Here is an 18,369-nt window from a genome sequence, read left to right on the forward strand (position 1 = left end):
TGAATGACGGAGACACAGGCGAAGTCGGGGAACACGGGGACCTCGGCCAACCCGGTCGACGAGGAGGCCGCCAAGGGCGGCACACCAGCGACCGGCCGCGCGGCCGTGGGCCGGGCCACGGTTCCCGCCGACGCGCCTGCCCCGAAATTCACCCGGGCTCCCGGCATGACACCCCCGCCGGAGCAGCCCGGCGAGGACGCGGGATCGGGTGACACCAAGGCCGAGAAGTCGGCCGGTGAGGCAGCGACGTCCACCGGGGCGGCCCCCACGGCGGCCGCCCCGAACCCGGCGCGGCCGACGACCACGCAGCCGATCAGCACCCGACCCGGTCAGGCGACATCGACCGGGGCTACTGGCACGCAGCCTCGGATCACACCGGGCATGACGCCGCCGGATCCGGGGCGTACGTCCACCGGTGGTCGCCCCGTGAGCGGTGGCGGTCTGCCGCCGGGGATCGGCAACCCGTCGGCCGTCGGGGCTGCCCGGGTCGGCGAGGCGGTCCGCGCCGCGCGGAGCTCGGTCAGCTCGGCGGCGTCCCGTGGGCCGCGCCGGGCCCGGCTGAACCTCAAGCGGATCGACCCCTGGTCCGTGATGAAGTTCGCGTTCGCCGTCTCGGTGGTGCTGTTCATCGTCGTGGTGGTCGCCACGTCGGTGCTCTACCTGGCGCTGGACGCGATGGGCGTGTTCCAGAGCGTCAACGACAGCCTCAGCGACCTGGTCAACGCGGGTGGTGGGCAGAGCACCAGCGGGTTCCAGATCACCGCCAAGGGCGTGATCCTCAGCTCGGCGCTGATCGGCCTGGTCAACGTGGTGCTGTTCACCGCGCTGGCCACGCTGGGCGCGTTCGTCTACAACGTCTGCGCCGACCTGGTCGGCGGGATCGAGCTGACGCTCGCCGAGCGGGACTGAGTGTGACCGGGGCGTCGGGGCCTCCGCGGAATGCGGTCGCTCCGACGCCCCGTACTCAGGTAGGTTTTGCGGGCGGCGACGACCCGGATCGCGCAGTCGGACCCCGATTTGGGGCCGGCGCGGCGGATGGGTTAATCTTGCTCGTCGCTACGCGGGGCTATAGCTCAGTCGGTTAGAGCGCAGAGCTGATAACTCTGAGGTCGATGGTTCGATTCCATCTAGCCCCACCGCACATCGTCCGACGGTAGTCGAGCGCAAGGGGTTGCCCCATGTTCAAGAAGCTGCTGATCCTGGCCGGCGTCGTCGGCGTGGCTGCCGTCGTCTTCAACAAGGTCAAGGCCGCCAACGACGAGCGCGCCCTCTGGCACGAGGCGACCACCGCGCCCGACCTGCGCTGATATCAAGATGGCGGCGATTTGGTCGCCGTCGTTGCGGGGCCCTAGCTCAACTGGCAGAGCACTGCCTTTGCAAGGCAGGGGTTAGGGGTTCGAGTCCCCTGGGCTCCACCAGCGCTTTCTTCGGCTGATCTCGGCCCTCGGTACAGCCAACCGGTCTGCGCTACGGTGCTCGCTGTGATCCGGCAAACCATGGCGGCCTCCGTAGACAAGCCGAGCGAGGTCGAGGCGGCTGAGGCCTGGTTGAACGCCAACCGAGACGCTCTCACCCACGCCGAAGAGGATGGCGGCTGCGGCTGCTGCGTCCGGGCCTGGAAGTTGGAAGGGCCTGCCGAGCTGTTGGCGACGATCCCCTACGAGGTCTCGGCCTCCTCCGACTGGGATACGGCCTAGCCGCTTCCTGGAAGCAGACCGACGGGTCGCGTCGCGGGCCCTACCACGACTCCCCGGCTGCGCCCGGCGGGAAGCGCCGCCCACCGCCACGCCGCCTCAGGCAGTCGAACCCTTCGACGTCTCACCGTGAGTGGTCATGGGTCGACGTGTGAGGTCCATTGCCTCGACTGCCGTTACCAGTGGCGCCAACTCGGGGTTCTTGGCGGCGTCGTCCAGCGCTTTCCGCAGGGCGGTGTCGTTGGTCGGCCGGGCCTCCCGCAGGAGCTTCAGGCCGGCGTCGGTGACGTCGGTGTAGATGCCGCGGCGGTCGGTCGGGCACAGGTAGCGGGAGAGCAGGCCACGGTCCTCCAGACGGGCGACCAGGCGGGTGGTGGCGCTCTGGCTCAGCACCACGGCGTCGGCGACCTGCTTCATCTGCAGATGGCCGCCTGCGCGGTCGTGCTGGCGGCTGAGCACGTCGAGCAACGAGTACTCCCGCACGCTGAGGTCGTGCGCGGACTGCAGAGCGCGCTCAAGGTGTGCCTCGATCCTGCCGTAGAGGAGGGAGAGGGCTGCCCATCCGCTGGCGAGGGCGGTTAGCGCGGGATCCGTGGCGGTCATGGTCCGGGTCTTCCTTTGGGGCGGGAGTTTCAGGGTAGGCCTGTTCCGGGAATGTCAGCTAGCGCCTACATCAGGCCCTTGCAAGCAAGTTTGGTGGCCGTCGCTGGATTCTCCACCCGGCCGCCGAACCGATCAGCCTGGTTCCTCGTGGAGCCGCCCGAACCTGGGCGTACCCGTTGAGGTGCCGGGCCACAGCGAAAGGTGCGTCATGACCGTCTCCGGCACTCCGATGAACCTCACCCGGGCCGCCCACGTCGGGATCTCAGTCTCGGATCTGGACGCCTCGATCGCGTTCTATACCGCTCTCACCGGGCGGGAACCTGTGGCGGAGGGGACCATGGGCAGCGTGCGGTTCGGCATTACGCAAGGGCTGCCTACCGCGAAGCTGCGATACGCGACGATCAACCTGGACGGTCTCGGCATCGACCTGATCGAGTTCCAGGAGCCGGTCGGGGAACGCACGAACGGCATGGCGAACCGCCCCGGCTCCATGCATCTCTGCTTTCGGGTCGACGACTTCGACGCCGTGTACCAGCGGATGAAGGAAGCCGGCTACGACTTCCTCGGCGACGACTACACGTTCATCGCGGGCGAGGTCACCCCTGAGGCGGCGCTCGGCACCAAGGTCGCCTACTTCTCCGATCCGGACGGCACGAACCTGGAGATCATCGAGCCCAAGGGCGGCTTCGCGGGCTAGACAGCGGGCCCGCACCTCGCCGCCGATGGTCATCCGGTGCGCGGTTCACGGCAGGCGGGACTCACCTCTGGACGTCCGGAGGCGGGTCCCGCCTGCCGTATGGGCGACCCGCAGGATAATCGCCGCCGTCGGCGAGGGCCGTTCCCACAGTGGATCCTCGCCTGGGCGCCTCGACGAACTCTTCGGGCCTACCGCCAATTTGGCCGCTGACGACGACTCCGGTGGCCGCGACGGGTCGCTGACCTGCGCAAAGAAGCGCCCGGCCCGACGATGTGTCGGGCCGGGCGCGTCCGGATCGAGCTACGCGACGAAGCGGGAACGGCGACGGCGTGCGATCACGAAGCTCGCGCCGCCGACGAGCAGGAGCGCGCCGCCGATGCCGGCCACGGTCGCGGTGTCGGCGCCGGTCACGGGCAGTCCGCCACCATCACCGCCGGCAGCGACCGGGCTCGTGGAGGTGGCCGCAGTCGGCGCGACGGTCGACGTCGCGCTCGCCGTGGGCGTGGGCTGCGTCGTCGTCGGCGACGTCGTCGGCGTCGGCGTCGGGGTGGGCTGCGCCGCGCAGTCGAGCGCACGGGCGGCGTACAGGCCCTCGTTCAGGTAGGCCAGGTAAGGGTCGACTGTTTCGGCGTCGAGCGTCTTCTGCGCGGCCTCCTTCACCTTGGGGCCGGCGCCGGTCATCGTCTGGCCAACCTTGATCCGCAGATCGATCGTCCAGACGGCCTGTGCGTCGTTCTTGAGCCAGGCGCGCAGATCCTCCGAGGTGCCGTCCAGCCGCTTCTGGGTGGCGTCCGGCAGGGTGGTCAGGGACTCCTTCTTCGCCGTGGCCTGGATCTGGTTGGCCAGCACGCGGAGCTGGGTTGCCGTGGCGGTGTCCAGGTCGAAGGTGAACAGCTCACGGATGTCCGTGAACGTCTTGCGCTCGACCGTCTGGCAGTTCTGGTCGAGCCCGGGCGACGCGCTCTGTGCCATCGCCGGCGCGGCCGGAACCATGAAGGCCAGCGCTATCGCGATGCCGGCCGGGATCTTGCCTCGCATGTGGATCGTCCTCCCCGTTGTCAATCAAAGCCTGCGGATACTACCGCCCACGGGCGTAGCGCATGGCCCCGCGTTTACCGGGACGGGAGGCGGGGATCCGCGATCGTGCGCATCGACGTGAACGAACCGAACTCGGCCGAGAATTTCTGGGAAGGGATGCGGGAGGCGGCCGCTGCCGCTACCCGGCACCAGGACGACGACCTGCTCGCAGCGGTCGTCAAGATTGGCAGATCCGCGCTGGCCCAGGGCGTCGAACTCGTGCCATCCTCCGGATTCTTTCTCGCGTGTCCGGTGTGCAGCGCCGCGTCGGGGCAGCACTGCATCAATTCGCCCGGTCACCCCCTTGGCGACGACAGACTTCATCCGGAACGCATCGAGTTGGCCGAGAAGGCGATGCGGGGGGAGGTGCCGCTCCCCGGGCCGCTGCGGTAATGGCGTGTCGGCTCGCGGGTCGTCCTTGTCAGGAGCGGGAGCGCCGCGCGCGCGTCAGCCGTTGGAAGCGCGGACCTGCCCGGAGCCACAGGAGCGACACCGCCAGTCCGATGGCTCCCATGGCGACGACGACCCCTCGGGACAGTTCGGTGTTGACCGGTTCCGGCATGCACCGGGACGGGGCGTAGTCGATGGTGAGTTGCTGGTGCAGCGGCGGTAGTCGCCGGTCGGGAAACGACCGTTCGTAGATGCCGCAGGTGGTGGGCCCGTCAACGGCGTCTACCCGCAGCAGCACGTAGGGGCCGTCGGCGGTCCGGGCCGGTTCCACCGCGATCACCGTCGCCGGCGTCAGCACGCCGACGGGTGGGGGCGGCTCGCGGTCGTCGGTGGCACCCAGCAGTATCAGCAGGCCGCAGGGCAGCAGCAGCGCCAGCGGAAGACTTGGCCAGGCCTTCGGACGAGTTCCGTTGGCCAGGAACGACGGCATGCCGCCAGGCTAGTCAGCGAGATCAATGATGCCCGAGCCACCGGTCAGCGCTGCCGTCAGTCGCCGTCGACGGGCTGGGCGAGGTCGGGTCGGGCTGCCGGGAGATGCGCGACCAGCCTGGTGAGCGCGCCGTTGGCGAGGGTGGCGCCGAGCGCCGATCCGGCGCCGATGGTCCAGCCCACCGGCCCGAGCGGGGTGCAGCCGAAGAACTGACTCACACCCGGCGTCTGCACCACCACGACGAGCACTCCCAGCGACGCCGCCGTGGACGCCAGCACCGCCGGGCTGGTGCCTCCGGCCAGGATGGTCTGGCCGAGTTGGGTGCCGACCAGTGAGACGAGAGCGACGGTGCCGGCCCGGCGCTGCCGCCCGGTGTACCGGGCCAACGTCCAGCCGACCGTCGCGCCCAGCGTGGTGGACGCCGCGCGTAGGCCGATCTCCCTGCTGAGGGTCTCACCGAGGGACGCGTCCGGGCCCTCCCGAAGCAGTCCGTCGGTGCGGTCCGCGGCGGGTGGCCGGACCGCGATGGCCAGCGCCGGGGCCAGGTCGGTGAGCAGGTTGACCAGCAGCAGTTGCCGGCCGGTGAGGGCCGAGCGGCCGGTCGCCGCGGCGCTGAGCACGCTGAACGCGATCTCGCCGAGGTTGCCGCCGACGAGGATGCTCAGCGCGTGCCGGACCGAGGACCACATGGCACGCCCCTCGACCAGGGTGGCGATGATGGTCTCCAAGCGGTCGTCGGTGACCACCAGGTCGGCGGCCGCTCGGGCCGCCGGTGTGCCACGTTGGCCGAGGGCGATGCCGACGTCGGCCAGCCGGATCGCCGGGGCGTCGTTGGCGCCGTCGCCGGTCATCGCCACGGTCCGCCCGCACTTCTGCAACGCCTGGATGATCCGTACCTTGTGGGTCGGGGTGCAGCGGGCCACCACGTCGGTGGTGGCGAGCCGTTCGGCGAGCGCCTCGTCGTCCAGTTGGTCGAGTTCGGCGGCCGTGACCACCCGCTGCTCGTCGTGCTCGCTGATGGTGGCCGCGATGGCCTCGGCGGTGGCCGGGTGGTCACCGGTGATCATGATGGTGTGCACGCCCGCCTGCCGGATGCGGCGGACCGCCGGGGCGGCGCTCTCCCGGACCCCGTCCGCGAGCGCCAGGAACCCCACGAAGGTCAGCCCCCGGACCTCGGAGTCGGTGATCTGCGCGGCGTCCACCTGGCACTCGGCGACAGCGAGGATCCGGTGCCCGGCGCCCGCCCGGTCGGCCAACACGCGCTGAAGTTCCGCGCGGCCGGCGTCGTCCAGCGGCTCCCGTCGGCCGTCGGTACGCCGGTTCACGCACCGTGGCAGCACCGTCTCGGGGGCGCCCTTGACGCTCAACAGCAGGCGTCCGTCGGTCTCGCCGACGGTGGCGTGGTAGCCGCGGGACGGCTCGAACGGCAGCCCGCCGACCGCGCGCCAGCCGGTCGCCCCGGTCTGCTCGACAACCTGAGCCGTGGCGGCGCCCCGCCGAACCGCCCGGTCGGTCTGCAACGCCAACTCTTCCGGATCGGCCGCCGCCGGGGTGGCCCGCAGCGCGGTGGCGAGAGTCGACCGCAGGCGGTCATCGAGCCGGTCCACCGGCGCGTACCGGTCGCCGACCCCGTCGCCGACCCCCGCGAGGAGCAACTTGCCCTCGGTGAGGGTGCCGGTCTTGTCGAAGCAGAGCACATCCACCCGGCCCAACGCCTCGATGGTGCGCGGATTGCGGACCAACGCGCCGTGCTCGGCGAGGCGTCGGGCCGCCGCCAGTTGCGCGGCGCTGACCAGGAACGGCAGCCCCTCCGGCACCGACGCCACGGCCAGGTTCGCGGCGGTCGCCGCCGTTTCGGCCAGGGGTACGCCCCGGAGCAGTCCCGCCCCGGCGACGGCGATCGCCGAACCGGCGGCCAACGGGATGGCGGCGCTGGTCAACGAGCCGAGTCGAGCCTCCACCCCGCTCGTCGGGGGCGCCTGGCGGACCAGCGCCAGACTGCGGCCGGACTCGGTGTCGGCCCCGGTCGCCACCACGACGGCGGTGCCGTGGCCGGCGGCGACGGTGGTGCCCTCGTACAGCATCGAGTGGCGGTCGGCGATGGCCGCGGCGACGACCGCCCGGTTGCTCTTGGCGACCGGCAGCGACTCGCCGGTCAGCGACGACTCGTCCGCCTCCAATCCCACCGATTCGAGCACCCGGCAGTCGGCCGGTACCGAGTCACCCGGTTCGAGGGTGATGACGTCGCCGAGCACCAGGTCCTCGGCCGCGACGACCTGCTCGGCTCCGTCCCGGCGGACCCGGGCGGTCACCGCCGAGCGCGACAGCAGCTCCGCCAGCGAACGTTCGGTGTTGCGCTCGTGCACGGCGCCGACCAGTGCCGACCCGCCGACGACGCTGCCGACCAGCGCGGCGTCGACGAGCGAGCCGAACGACGCGGACAGCACCGCCCCGGCCGCCAGCACGGGTGTGAGTGGGTTGGACAGCTCGTCCAGGAACGCCCGCAGCAGCCCACCACCGCTGGGCGTGCCGCCGCCCGTGCCGTTGTCGTCATGCCGGCGGTGCGCCTCCGCGCTGGTCAACCCGTCGGGTGTGGTGTCCAGGTGGTCCAGCACGGTCCGTACCGGCATCAGGTGCCAGGCGGTCGCCACCGGCGCCGGCGCGTCCGACCGGTCGGGTAGCCGGTGGGCCCGCCAGACCCCGTTCGCGAACGCCAGCGCGGCCGCGCCGTTGACCGCCACGAGGGCCCGATGTGGCAGTTGGGCCGGCGGCGCGGTGAACGCGCCCAGCGCACCCAGTCCGGTGCCCGCCATGGCGAGCCGGATGTTCTGCTGGGTCATCCGCCGGGCTGCCCCGGTCGCCTCGACCAACAGTGCCACCACCCGAAGGTCGGCGCCGACCAGCAGGTGCGCTCCCCACGGGGGCAACTCCTCGGCGGCCGACATGCCGAGCCCGCAGTCGGACGCGCCGAGCGCCGCCCGGTCGCCGGAGACCAGCATGACCACCGCGCCGTCGCGCTGGAGCGCGCGTACGGAGTCGGCCAACCGGTCTCCACCGGGCAGCAGCGTGTCGGCGAAGTCGTACCGCTGCTCGTCGCCCCCGGCCACGACCAGCCTCAGTCCGGCGTGCCGCGCGGCGGCGGGTAGACCGTCGACTCCGGGCGCGGGCTCCGGTTCGACCCGCAGCAGCGCGGCCAGTCGTCCCGCGTTGGTCAGCCCGAGCAACTGCCCGCCCGCCGTACGCAGCCGCTCGCCGTCCGGTACGTCGCCGCGGGCGTCCTCGGGCAGCCGGTCCAGGGGTGCGAGCCGCCAACCGTCGAACTCCCGCACGGTGGTCGGGTCGGCGGGGTCGAACAGCTCGAACGCCCGCTCCGCCACCTCGTCGACGTCCGCGTCGGCGGCCGGGGCCAGATCGGCGAGTACGCCCCGCTCCGACCCGAGCATTGCGGCGTCCAGCACCAGCGTGTCGATCCGGTCCAACTGCCGCAGCACACTGCGGTCCATCGCGATCACCCCGCGCCGGGCGAGGACTCGGCCGAGCTGCGCCGCGTACCCCTCCCGTCCGCTGCCCGGGGCCTTCGGTAGCGCGGAGAGTCCCAGCGCGGCGGCCCGTTTGGGTCCGGCGAGCGGCGTCGCCGCGGCTGCCGCCGCCGCGCCCGCGGTGAGCACCCGGTTGATGTAGCGCTCGACCGGGCCGTCCGGTTTCGGGCAGGGGCGCTCGACCGCCGGCCACCGGGCGGTGGCACGTTCCGGGTCACCGGTCAGCCGTGGCTCGGCCTCCTCCCAGGCGGCGAGCTGGGCCCGCGCCTCGCCCCACTGCACCATCCGTTGGGCGCCGTCGAGGACTATCCCCGTCCACCTGCCGGTCAGGCCCTGCACGACGGCTTCGGCCAGCGGGAAGATGACGTCGGCGCGGGGGTCGGAGCGCAGTCGTCTACCGACGAAGGCGTGCAGTTTCGGTTGCAGGTCGGCGGCGGCCAGCAGGCCGGCGACCTCACCGGGCAACGGTGTGAACGGCAGGATGCGGGTGGCCGCCGAGATGGTCAGACCCAGCGCGTCCGAGGCGAGCGCGCCGAGGGTGCGCGGCGTACGCGGCCCCTCTTCCGGCGGGTGCGGGGGTGGGATCTCCGGGTCCGGTTCGTGGTCACAGGTCCGCTCGACCCGGCTGATGGCGGCGATGAGGTCGCGCAGCCTCGGCTCGGGGGCCTGCACGGCCACCACGACCCGACCCGAGGGTGCGTTCACCCGGGCCCAGGCGACTCCGGGAAGCCGTTCCAGCGCGGCCTCGACCTGCCGGGCCAACCGGTCGCCGCCGTCCTGGCAGACACCGTGTACCTCGATGTGGTGGCGGCCCGGGCGCGACCAGACCCGGCGTCGGCTGAGGCCGGCGGTCCGGGCCAACCGGGTCGCGGCCGACCCGACGGTCCGGGACGCCTCACCGACCAGGTGCGGTACGCCGATGGACGGCAGGAGGCGGCCGGCGGCACGACCCGCCGCCGTCATCGAGGCGTACGGCCGGACGGACGCCGACCCGACTCCCCGTTGCCGATTGTTGTGCCGTCGGTCATCTCGTCCTCCCGCCGCCCTCGCGTCCGGCGGCCTGGCTTCCCGACCTGGCGTCCGTTATGCCCCTCGGCGGACCGGAACTTTGCGCGGCGGGCTGCGCATGGACGGGGTGGCCGGTGGAATCCGACGACCAGCACCGGACACGGGGAGGCCGGAATGAGCACGCTGACGCGACACCTCAACGGTTCACGCGAGAACGTCCAGATGTACAGCCGGCGGGTCGAGTTGCCCATACTGGGCGAGGTGGCCGTACCGCCACCGGACAAGGTCGCCTACTACGCCGGGCTCGGGGTCCTGGCCGCGTTGCAGGTGATCGAGTGGCCGCTCGCCTTGGTGATCACCGCCGGGCATCTCCTCGCGGACCAGCACTTCTCGGGACTGGTACGCGGCGTCGGGGAGGCGATCCAGGAAGCCTGACGAGATCCGGGTCACGCCCCGGTTGACATGAATCCGGGTTGAGGTCGCAGGCTCGGTGCATGTCGAGCCGAACCGCCACCCTCGCCCCAGCGCCCGTCGGGCTGTTCACGTCTCGGCTGCGGGCGATGACGGTCGGCAGCGTGGCGCTGGTGTCGCTGCTCGCCTTCGAGGCGCTGGCGGTGGGCACGGCCATGCCGACCGTGGCGCGCAGTCTGGACGGCCTGGCGTTGTACGGCATCGCGTTCGGCGGCCCGTTCGCCGCCGGTGTGCTGGCGATGGTCGTCTCCGGCATCTGGTGCGACGCGCGGGGACCCCGGGGGCCGATGTGGCACGGCGTCGCCTGGTTCGTGGTGGGACTGCTGATCGCCGGTACGGCGCAGGCGATGGCGGCACTGGTGGTCGGCCGGGTGGTGCAGGGCTTCGGCTCCGGGCTGCTCTCGGTCGCGCTCTACGTCATCGTCGGGCAGGCGTACCCGGAGGAACTGCACCGGCGGATCTTCGCCGCGTTCGCGGCGGCGTGGGTCGTACCCTCGCTGGTCGGGCCGGCGCTGGCCGGGCTGATCGTCGAGTACCTGGGCTGGCGGTGGGTCTTTCTCGTGGTTCCGGCGGTGGCCGTCCCGGCGGTGCTGCTGATCCAGCCGGGCCTGCGGTCGCTCGACGCGACCGTGGCGACGCGGCCGCCGGTCGGCGCGGTCGCCCGCATCGGTTGGGCCTGCGGGGCGGGCGCGAGCGCCGCACTGTTGCACATCGGGGGGCAGCAGCGCGGCGTGGCGGCCCTGACGGTGATCGCGCTCGCCCTGGCCGGTCTGGTGATCTGCGCTCCGCGCCTGCTACCAGCCGGGTTCCTCCGGGCGGGCCGGGGGCTGCCCACCGTCGTCGGTCTGCGGGGTCTGGCGTCGGCGGCGTTCGTCGGCGCCGAGGTGGTCATCCCGTTGATGCTGTCCCGGGAGCGGGGACTGTCGCCGACCGCCGCCGGGCTGGTCCTCACCGTGGGCGCGCTGGCCTGGTCGGTGGGCTCCTGGATACAGGGCCGAATTCCGGTGCCGGCCTCCCGGGCCAGCCTGCCGCGCGTCGGCCTGTGCGCGATCACGGCCGGTACGGCGACGGTGGCGCTGGCCGTCCGACCCGAGGTGCCGGTGGCCGTCGCCGTGCTGGGCTGGGCGGTCGCCGGGCTCGGCATGGGGCTGCTCTACCCGTCGTTGTCGGTGCTCACGTTGGAGCTGTCCGCACCCGGTGAGCAGGGCCGCAACAGCTCGTCGCTGCAACTGGGCGACTCCCTCTTCGCGGCGACCGTGCTGGCGCTCACCGGCGCCGTTCTGGCTGCGGGGAGCGCGCCCGGCCCGTCGAGCTATCTGGTGACGCTCGTGGTGGCGGCTGGTCTGGCGTTGTTCGGCGCGTTGCTGGCCGGCCGGGTGGTGGTGCCGGGGAGTACCCGGCCGGGCGGGTGATCCACCGCCGATTCGGCGCATCGGTCCCGGTCGGGCGTCAGGATGGCAGCGGTGAGCTTCCTGACCGTCCTGCCGCTGGCCGTGGTGATGGTCGCCGGGACCCAACTGGTCGTGGCGATCTTCCTCGCCTCGTCCGACCGGCCCCGGGCCGCGTCGTCCGGCTTCCTCGCCGGCGCCGGACTGGTGGTGGTCGCCGGCGTGACGGTGAGCTGGTTGCTGACCCGGGTGCTGGGCGGGCTGGCGAACGACGCCAGCACGGCCGCCCGCAAGGTCGACAGTGGTCCGGCCATCGACCTGGTGGTCCTCGCGCTGCTGGTGGTCATGGCCGTGGTGATCTGGGTACGCCGCGACCGCTCCGGGCCGCCACGATGGCTGGGCAGCGTCAGTCACGCCGATCCGCGCTGGGCGGCGCGTACGGGCGCGCTGCTCTTCGTGGTGACACCCACCGACGACCTCACCATGGCCACGGTGGGCGCGACCGTGGCCCGGCACGACCTTCCGTGGTGGCACCTGGTGCCGTTCGTGCTGCTCACCGTGCTGCTGCTCGCCGTGCCGCTGCTGGCGCTGGTGCTGCTCGGGTCGAAGGCCGCGCGGGTGCTCGCCCGGATGCGGAGCTGGGCCGAGGGGCACGCGTGGATCGTCAACGAGATCGTGATCGCGTTCTTCGCGCTGCTCACGGTGTTGGACCTGGTCAAGTCGAGGTGAGGTCCCGGTGCCCCGGACACGTACGGGGGAACCGCGCGGAGATGAGAGATGCGCCGGTTCACGTTCGTCTTACGGTGACGCCATGTTCGTTGTCGTCACCACGGTGATCCTCTACGTCTTCGGTTTCGTGTTCCTCTACGGCGTGATCCGGCTGGGCGTCCGGCACGCGCTGGAGGACCTGGAGCTTCAGCGGGCCCGGGCCCGACGCGAAGAGGAGCTGGCGGCCGACCGCGACCGCTCGTTCATGCGCAACAACGCGTTCCTCGCGGGCAGTTGAGCCGCGACGTGGACGTGGCGTCGCGGGACGTCGCCGGTGTCGACGGGCGATCCGGCGGCACGGGTGCGAGGATCGCATCCGTGATGGGAACGTTGAAGACCGAACCGGCCCGTGCCCGCCTCGATCTGCTCGCCCCGCCGGTCGCGGAGGCCATCGCCCAGTGGCCCGCCGAAGCGCCGGTCGACGTCGACGACGTGCTGGTCGCGCCGATCGACGCCGACCTCGCCGACACGGCGGAGTTCTGTGCCGCGTACGAGGTGGGGTTGGACGTGTCGGCCAACTGCGTCGTGGTGGCCGGCAAGCGCGAGGGTGTGGTCCGTTACGCGGCCTGCATCGTGCTGGCGACCACGCGGGCCGACGTGAACGGGGTGGCCCGCAGGGCGCTGGACGTCCGCAAGGCGAGCTTCGCCCCGATGACCGACGCGGTCGAGTTGACCGGCATGGAGTACGGCGGGATCACCCCGATCGGGCTGCCGGCGCAGTGGCCGATCCTGGTGGACGCGCGGGTGATCGCCACCCCGCACGTGATCATCGGGTCCGGCGTACGGCACAGCAAGATCGCGCTGCCCGGACCGGCGCTGGGCGCACTGCCCGGCGCGCAGGTGGTGGAAGGCCTGGCCAGGCCGGCCTGACCAGGCATCAGCATCGATACCGTTGCACGTGAAACATCACGCCTGACCGGCAGCGGCCTCCCGCTGTTCGACCTCGGCCAGCGCGGCGAGCAGCGTGGACGTCTCCTGGGCGCCGCTTAGCGCGTACTTTCCGGCCAGCACGAACGTCGGCACGCTGGTGATGCCCAGGTCACGGGCGGCGGCCAGGTCGGCGGCGAGTTCCGCGGTCCGCTCGTCGGAGTCGAGGAACCGGCGGGCGTCGGCGGCGTCCAGGCCGATCGAGCCGGCGATCGTCGCCAACACCTCCCGGGAGCCGATGTCGAGACCCTTCGTGAAGTGCGCCTGGAACAGGGCGTCCACCATCTCGGCCGCCCGGTCGCGCTCGGTGGCGTAGCCGACCAGCCGGTGCGCGTCGAAGGTGTTCGCGGCCACCGCGTGGTCGTAGTCCAGCCGGAGCCCGTCGCCCGCCGCGACCTGGACCACCCGCTCGACCATCTGCCGCGCCCGGTCGGGACCGCCGAACTTGTCGGCCAGCGCGTCGACCACCGGGAGCGGTTCGGGCACCGGCGACGGGTCGAGCTGGAACGGCCGGTAGCGGACGGTCACCTCACCGTCGTAGCGGGCAAGTGCCTCGTCCAGGCGACGCTTGCCCAGGTAGCACCACGGGCAGACCACGTCCGCGTAGATCTCGATCTCCATGATCGGTGGCAACTGCCCGCTCAGCCGAGTTGTTCCCGGACCTGCCGCTTGAGCCGGCCCAGGATCGCGGTGCCCCCGCGTACCCGCAGCGGACTGATCGCCTGGGCCAGGCCCATCCGCTGGTAGAGATCGTCCGGAACCGCCAGCACCTCCTCGGCGCTCGCGCCGGCCAGCCCCTCGGCGAGGATCCCGGCGAACGCCCGGGTGGTCGGCGCCTCCGGCGGGCAGTCGAAGAGCGTCTCGACCACCCCGTCCGGCGTCACGGTGGCGCGCAGGAAGAACGCGGTCTGGCACTCGGGCACCTGCTCCATGCCCTCGCGCGCGGTGTCGTCGTCCGGCAGCAGGGGAATGACGTCCGCGTACTCCAGCAGCATCTCCAACACCAGGTCGCGCGGCGCGGCGGCGAACTCGTCGACGATCTCGGCCAGTCGGGCCGGCATGTCAGCCATGAGTCGAGGCTACCGCTGGCGCCGACGGCTCACGTGGTCGGCGACTGTTCGCTGATCTCACTCAATGCGCTGGTCGGGTCGAGCTGCATGGCCAGGTCACCGAGCGAGACGATGCCCACCAGCTTGCGGTCGCTGTCGCAGACCAGCACCCGCCGGATACCCCGGTCCCGCATGAGCGCCGCGGCCTCCCCGGCCGTGCAGTGCTGCTCGATCATGACCACCTCGCGGGTGACGATCGAGCCGATGGTGGTCGACGCCGGAGACGCGTTCTCGGCGACCGCCCGGACCACGATGTCCCGGTCGGTGAGCATGCCGGCGAGGGTGGCGCCGTCGGTGACCACCACGTCGCCGATGTCCGCCTCCTTCATCACCCTGGCCGCCTCGTCCAGGGTGGTCTCCGCCGACAGGTACACGACCTGCTTGGTCATCACGTCGCTGACCCGGTAACCGGTCATGAGATCCTCCGAAGACGCTTCACCCGATCCGACTGCACTACCCCGTGACGCGGCGGCTACACCAGGTTCGCACGCTCGCGGCCGACCTCGTCGACGATCCGCTCCACCACGGCGTCCACCGGCAGTTCCGTCCGCCGGTCACCGGCCCGCTCGCGCAGCTCGACGTACCCGTCGCTCAGACGGCGGCCGACCACGACGGCGCGCGGGATGCCGATCAGCTCGGCGTCGGTGAACTTCACCCCGGCCGAGACGTGCGTGCGGTCGTCGACCAGCACGCGCACGCCAGCGGCGGCCAACCGCCCGCCGAGGTCCAGCGCCGCGTCGAGCTGCGGGCCCTTGCCCGCCACCACCAGGTGTACGTCGCACGGCGCGACCGCCGCCGGCCAGCGCAGCCCATGCTCGTCGTGGTGCTGTTCGGCGATGGCCGCGACCGCTCGGGAGATCCCGATGCCGTAGCAACCCATGGTGGGTCGGACCGGCTTGCCGGCCGGCCCGAGCACGTCGACGGCGAACGCGTCGGTGTACCGGCGACCGAGCTGGAAGATGTGCCCGATCTCGATGCCCCGCCGGATGGTCAGCTCGCCGTCGGCGCAGTCGGGGCAGGCGTCGCCGGCACGTACCTCGGCCGCCTCGATCGTGCCGTCGGGCGTGAAGTCCCGGCCGCAGACCACGTCGGTGGCGTGCCGACCCGGCTCGTTCGCGCCCGTCAGCCATGCCGAGCCGGTCACCACCCGGGGATCGACCAGGTAGCGGATGCCCAGCTTGGCGAGCACCTGCGGGCCGAGGTAACCGCGTACCAGCTCCGGATGGTCGGCCCACTCCTCGAAGACCGTCACCTGCGCCGGCTCCAGCGCGGCGGCGAGCCGCTTCAGGTCGACCTCCCGGTCCCCGGGCAGCCCGACCACCAGGGGTTCGGCGCGGTCCGCCCCGGGCTGACGCACGGTCAGGACGACGTTCTTCAGGGTCTCGGCGGCGGTCCAGTCGTCGCGGTCACCCAGCCGCCGGCTGTTCGCCAGCTCGACCAGGCTGGCGATCGTCGGAGTCTCCGGGGTGTCGTGCACCTGCGCCGCCGGCTTGGCGTCGAGGTCGCCCGCAGCGGGCGCGCGGGTGACGACCGCCTCGGTGTTCGCCGCGTAGTCGCAGGCGGTACAGCCGACGAAGGTGTCCTCGCCGACCGGCGTCGAGGCCAGGAACTCCTCCGACGCCGAGCCGCCCATCGCGCCGGACATCGCGTGCACCACCGTGTGGTCCAGGCCCAGCCGATCGAAGATCCGCTGGTACGCCGCCCGGTGCCGGGCGTACGCATCCCGCAGGCCCGCCTCGTCCAGGTCGAAGGAGTACGCGTCCTTCATCAGGAACTCCCGGCCGCGCAGCACACCGGCCCGGGGCCGCGCCTCGTCGCGGAACTTCGTCTGCACCTGGTAGAGCGTCACCGGGAAGTCCCGGTACGAGGTGAACACGTCCTTGACCAGCAGCGCCGCCATCTCCTCGTGGGTGGGCGCCAGCAGGTGCTCGGCGCCGCGCCGGTCGGCGAGGGTGAAGAGGAGGTCGCCATACTCCGTCCACCGGCCGCTGGTGCGGTACGGCTCGGCGGGCAGCAGCGCCGGGAAGTGCACCTCCTGGTCGCCGATCGCGTTCAGCTCTGCGCGCACCACCTCGGTGATCCGGTCCAGCACCAGCTTGCCCAGCGGCAGCCACGTGTAGCCGCCCGGCGCGGCGCGGCGGATGTACCCGGCGCGCAGCAGCAGCCGATGGCTCGGCACCTCCGCGTCGGCCGGATCCTCGCGCAGGGTCCGCAGCAACAGGGTCGACATGCGTAGCAGCATTCGCGCAGCCTAGGGCCGGGCTGATCGTCCAGGCGACCCAATTCGCCCAGCGCGCCACCGGCCGGCCAGTCTCGTCGCGGTCGTCGAAACTGACCCGTCCGGGCGGCAACCACCGTTGCCCAGGGCGACGTCTGGAGAAGCATCATGTCTCTCCCGCACCACTACCCCAAGGATCGGCACGTGTGGACCCTCTGCTGAGTGAGTTCGACTCGTTCGTCCGTACCCGTACCCCGGCGCTGTTGCGCTCGGCCTACCTGCTCACCGGCGACCAGCACCTGGCCGAGGATCTCGTCCAGTCGGCGTTGGCCCGGACCCACCGCTCCTGGAGCCGCCTGCACCACAGCGGCAACGCCGAGGCGTACACCCGCAAGACCATGTACCACCTGCAGGTGTCCTGGTGGCGCCGCCGTCGGATACCCGAGTCGATGCCGGGCGACCTGCCCGAGCCACGCGGAGGCGGCTCGACCCCCGACCACGCCCACCAGACCAGCCTGCGACTCACCCTGCGGGCGGCGCTGGCGAAGCTCTCCCCGAAACAACGTGCCGTGCTGGTGCTGCGGTTCTTCGAGGACCGCACCGAGGCGGAGGCCGCCGACCTGCTCGGTGTCACGGTCGGCACCGTGAAGAGCCAGACGGCCAAGTCCCTGGCCAGGTTGCGCGCCGTGGCACCCGAGCTCGCCGAGCAGTACGTCCTGGAAGGAAGCAACCGATGAACGACGAGCGCCTCCGGCTCGACCTGGCTGCCCTGGCCGACGAGGTCACCTCGGTCGACCTGCGGGACCGTACGCTGCGCACGTCCCGCCGGCTCGGCGTCCAGCGCGCGGTGGCCACCTCGGCCGCTGCTCTGGTGCTGATCGCGGCGGCGGCCGGCACCGCGTTCGCCATCCGGCCGGACCAGTCCCCGAACCCGCTGCCCGCGGACGGCCCGTCGGTCACCGCAGCGCCGAGGCAGTCGCCCGCCCCGACGCCGTCAGTCAGCGTCGACGCCCCCGGCAGCCCGCCGCCCAGCAGTGGGTCCGGCACGAACGCCTCGGCCGTAGAGTTCGGGAAGCTCTTCTACGGCCGCTCCTCGGGGGTCGACGCCAGGAACGCGAATCTACGGTCCTGGCGCCCGGGGGACAGTGTGGTGCGACTGGCGGCTCTGCCGGACCCCGCGGCGTCGATCCGCGCGAACATCTCGCCGAACGGGCACCGGGTTGCCTGGGTGCAGCTCGACGCCGACGGCAACACCAACCTCTACACGGCCAACGTCGACGGCTCAGACCGGCAGCAGATGCGCAAGGAGGTCGAGCAGACCTGCGTCAACCCGGTCTGGTCGCCGGATGGGCGGTACCTGCTGTTCCGCGAGTGGGATCCGACGGTTGGGCCTGGCCGGGTTGGGGTGCTGGACACGCAGTCACCCAAGAAGACCGTGCGCTGGTGGGCCAACAAGAACACGGGATGTGGTGCTCGTTGGTCGTCTGACGGCGAGGTCATCGCGATGATCAACACCGATGGTGGTGTGACCCTCTTCGACAGCAGCGGCAACCGGAAGCGGGACATGCCGGGGCTGGGCCCGACGGGCACCTGGCGAAACGGGGACGTCACCAGCCTCTCGCCGAATGGCGATCGCGTCGCCCTGTACCAACCCGACCCCGGCAGCGAGTACGGGAACGTCGGCGTGGTGCGCGATACCCGAACGGGCGAGGAGATCCGACTGCCACTCGAGGGCCGAAAGTCGCGGCAGGTGTTCTTCCGCACTGACGGTTCGATGGTCGTGCGGGTCCAGTCCGGCAGCGGGTACGCCGTGCTGTTGGTGGACGAGAACGGCAAGAAGATCGCCGAGACCGCCGAACCGGCCAGCCTGAAGGACATTCGGATCCTCGCCGTCGTGAACTGACGACGGGCGGGAAAGGGCGGGTCATCCTCGGGTGGCCCGCCCTTTTGAGGTCCGCGTGACGGTCGTCGTCACGGCGTTGATCACGGC

20 protein-coding genes and 2 tRNA genes are annotated in these 18,369 nt (G+C 71.9%); 14 read left to right on the top strand and 8 right to left on the bottom strand.

Features of this window, described 5'->3' with window-relative positions; translation table 11 throughout:
• The first annotated feature begins 3 nt into the window (after nt 1–3).
• From ACQP03_RS00060 to ACQP03_RS00080, 5 genes are all read left to right on the top strand, one after another.
• Nucleotides 4–909 carry a DUF3566 domain-containing protein gene (locus ACQP03_RS00060; RefSeq protein ID WP_357129300.1) on the top strand — a complete coding sequence of 302 codons (906 nt, stop codon included), beginning with the start codon at nt 4–6 and terminating at the stop codon, nt 907–909.
• 153 nt (nt 910–1,062) lie between these two features.
• Nucleotides 1,063–1,136: transfer RNA gene (locus tag ACQP03_RS00065), tRNA-Ile, on the top strand.
• Nucleotides 1,137–1,178: 42 nt separating this feature from the next.
• The gene (locus ACQP03_RS00070) at nt 1,179–1,307 is read left to right on the top strand and encodes a DLW-39 family protein (protein WP_007453934.1); all 129 of its coding nucleotides are present in this window, start codon (nt 1,179–1,181) and stop codon (nt 1,305–1,307) included.
• Between the two features lie 35 nt (nt 1,308–1,342).
• Nucleotides 1,343–1,418: transfer RNA gene (locus tag ACQP03_RS00075), tRNA-Ala, on the top strand.
• Between the two features lie 78 nt (nt 1,419–1,496).
• Complete coding sequence (locus ACQP03_RS00080) at nt 1,497–1,697, top strand: hypothetical protein (protein ID WP_357129304.1); 201 nt, start codon at nt 1,497–1,499, stop codon at nt 1,695–1,697.
• A 96-nt stretch (nt 1,698–1,793) separates the two neighbouring features.
• On the opposite strand, the gene ACQP03_RS00085 is transcribed toward ACQP03_RS00080, so the two are convergent.
• Entirely contained in the window at nt 1,794–2,297 is a 504-nt protein-coding gene (locus ACQP03_RS00085) for a MarR family winged helix-turn-helix transcriptional regulator (RefSeq protein WP_357129307.1), read from the bottom strand.
• 208 nt (nt 2,298–2,505) lie between these two features.
• On the opposite strand from ACQP03_RS00085, the gene ACQP03_RS00090 reads away from it, so the two are divergent.
• Nucleotides 2,506–2,994 (top strand): VOC family protein, encoded by a 489-nt coding sequence (locus tag ACQP03_RS00090; protein ID WP_396832066.1) that lies wholly within the window; start codon nt 2,506–2,508, stop codon nt 2,992–2,994.
• Nucleotides 2,995–3,294: 300 nt separating this feature from the next.
• Here the strand turns inward: ACQP03_RS00090 and ACQP03_RS00095 are convergent, their stop codons facing one another.
• Nucleotides 3,295–4,032, bottom strand: coding sequence for an LPXTG cell wall anchor domain-containing protein (locus ACQP03_RS00095; protein WP_396832065.1), 738 nt, complete (start codon nt 4,030–4,032; stop codon nt 3,295–3,297).
• A 105-nt stretch (nt 4,033–4,137) separates the two neighbouring features.
• On the opposite strand from ACQP03_RS00095, the gene ACQP03_RS00100 reads away from it, so the two are divergent.
• Nucleotides 4,138–4,464 carry a zinc finger domain-containing protein gene (locus ACQP03_RS00100; RefSeq protein ID WP_357171742.1) on the top strand — a complete coding sequence of 109 codons (327 nt, stop codon included), beginning with the start codon at nt 4,138–4,140 and terminating at the stop codon, nt 4,462–4,464.
• Between the two features lie 28 nt (nt 4,465–4,492).
• On the opposite strand, the gene ACQP03_RS00105 is transcribed toward ACQP03_RS00100, so the two are convergent.
• A complete protein-coding gene (locus ACQP03_RS00105; RefSeq protein WP_396832064.1) occupies nt 4,493–4,951 on the bottom strand; it encodes a hypothetical protein in 459 nt (152 codons plus the stop codon).
• A gap of 56 nt (nt 4,952–5,007) precedes the next feature.
• Entirely contained in the window at nt 5,008–9,453 is a 4,446-nt protein-coding gene (locus ACQP03_RS00110) for an HAD-IC family P-type ATPase (protein WP_433459778.1), read from the bottom strand.
• 219 nt (nt 9,454–9,672) lie between these two features.
• Between ACQP03_RS00110 and ACQP03_RS00115 the strand changes: the two genes are divergently transcribed.
• The 5 genes from ACQP03_RS00115 to ACQP03_RS00135 all read left to right on the top strand — a co-directional run bounded on the left by ACQP03_RS00115 (nt 9,673) and on the right by ACQP03_RS00135 (nt 12,995).
• Nucleotides 9,673–9,933: a hypothetical protein gene (locus ACQP03_RS00115; protein WP_357129325.1), complete on the top strand. Its 261-nt coding sequence runs from the start codon at nt 9,673–9,675 to the stop codon at nt 9,931–9,933.
• A 59-nt stretch (nt 9,934–9,992) separates the two neighbouring features.
• Complete coding sequence (locus ACQP03_RS00120; RefSeq protein WP_357392223.1) at nt 9,993–11,381, top strand: MFS transporter; 1,389 nt, start codon at nt 9,993–9,995, stop codon at nt 11,379–11,381.
• A 51-nt stretch (nt 11,382–11,432) separates the two neighbouring features.
• Entirely contained in the window at nt 11,433–12,086 is a 654-nt protein-coding gene (locus ACQP03_RS00125; protein ID WP_357129331.1) for a GAP family protein, read from the top strand.
• Between the two features lie 82 nt (nt 12,087–12,168).
• On the top strand, nt 12,169–12,363 hold the full coding sequence (locus tag ACQP03_RS00130) for a hypothetical protein (RefSeq protein ID WP_357129333.1): 195 nt from the start codon (nt 12,169–12,171) through the stop codon (nt 12,361–12,363).
• Nucleotides 12,364–12,446: 83 nt separating this feature from the next.
• Nucleotides 12,447–12,995, top strand: a complete 549-nt coding sequence (locus tag ACQP03_RS00135; RefSeq protein WP_357129854.1) for a YbaK/EbsC family protein — start codon at nt 12,447–12,449, stop codon at nt 12,993–12,995.
• A gap of 36 nt (nt 12,996–13,031) precedes the next feature.
• Here ACQP03_RS00135 and ACQP03_RS00140 read toward each other — a convergent pair whose 3' ends face one another.
• Genes ACQP03_RS00140 through ACQP03_RS00155 form a run of 4 tightly spaced genes read right to left on the bottom strand, consistent with a single transcriptional unit; the run spans nt 13,032 to nt 16,403 of the window.
• Nucleotides 13,032–13,673, bottom strand: coding sequence for a DsbA family oxidoreductase (locus ACQP03_RS00140; RefSeq protein ID WP_357171737.1), 642 nt, complete (start codon nt 13,671–13,673; stop codon nt 13,032–13,034).
• 20 nt (nt 13,674–13,693) lie between these two features.
• Complete coding sequence (locus ACQP03_RS00145) at nt 13,694–14,122, bottom strand: SufE family protein (protein ID WP_357129339.1); 429 nt, start codon at nt 14,120–14,122, stop codon at nt 13,694–13,696.
• A 29-nt stretch (nt 14,123–14,151) separates the two neighbouring features.
• Complete coding sequence (locus ACQP03_RS00150) at nt 14,152–14,577, bottom strand: CBS domain-containing protein (protein ID WP_357129342.1); 426 nt, start codon at nt 14,575–14,577, stop codon at nt 14,152–14,154.
• 56 nt (nt 14,578–14,633) lie between these two features.
• Entirely contained in the window at nt 14,634–16,403 is a 1,770-nt protein-coding gene (locus ACQP03_RS00155; RefSeq protein WP_396832061.1) for a proline--tRNA ligase, read from the bottom strand.
• Nucleotides 16,404–16,585: 182 nt separating this feature from the next.
• On the opposite strand from ACQP03_RS00155, the gene ACQP03_RS00160 reads away from it, so the two are divergent.
• Both ACQP03_RS00160 and ACQP03_RS00165 read left to right on the top strand, forming a co-directional pair.
• A complete protein-coding gene (locus ACQP03_RS00160) occupies nt 16,586–17,116 on the top strand; it encodes a SigE family RNA polymerase sigma factor (protein WP_357129348.1) in 531 nt (176 codons plus the stop codon).
• Complete coding sequence (locus ACQP03_RS00165) at nt 17,113–18,282, top strand: hypothetical protein (protein ID WP_357129351.1); 1,170 nt, start codon at nt 17,113–17,115, stop codon at nt 18,280–18,282. Before ACQP03_RS00160 ends, ACQP03_RS00165 begins: the two co-directional genes overlap by 4 nt.
• The last annotated feature ends 87 nt before the right edge of the window (nt 18,283–18,369 follow it).

The sequence above is a fragment of the Micromonospora sp. CA-248212 genome, from assembly GCF_050948405.1.
Taxonomy (GTDB): domain Bacteria; phylum Actinomycetota; class Actinomycetes; order Mycobacteriales; family Micromonosporaceae; genus Micromonospora.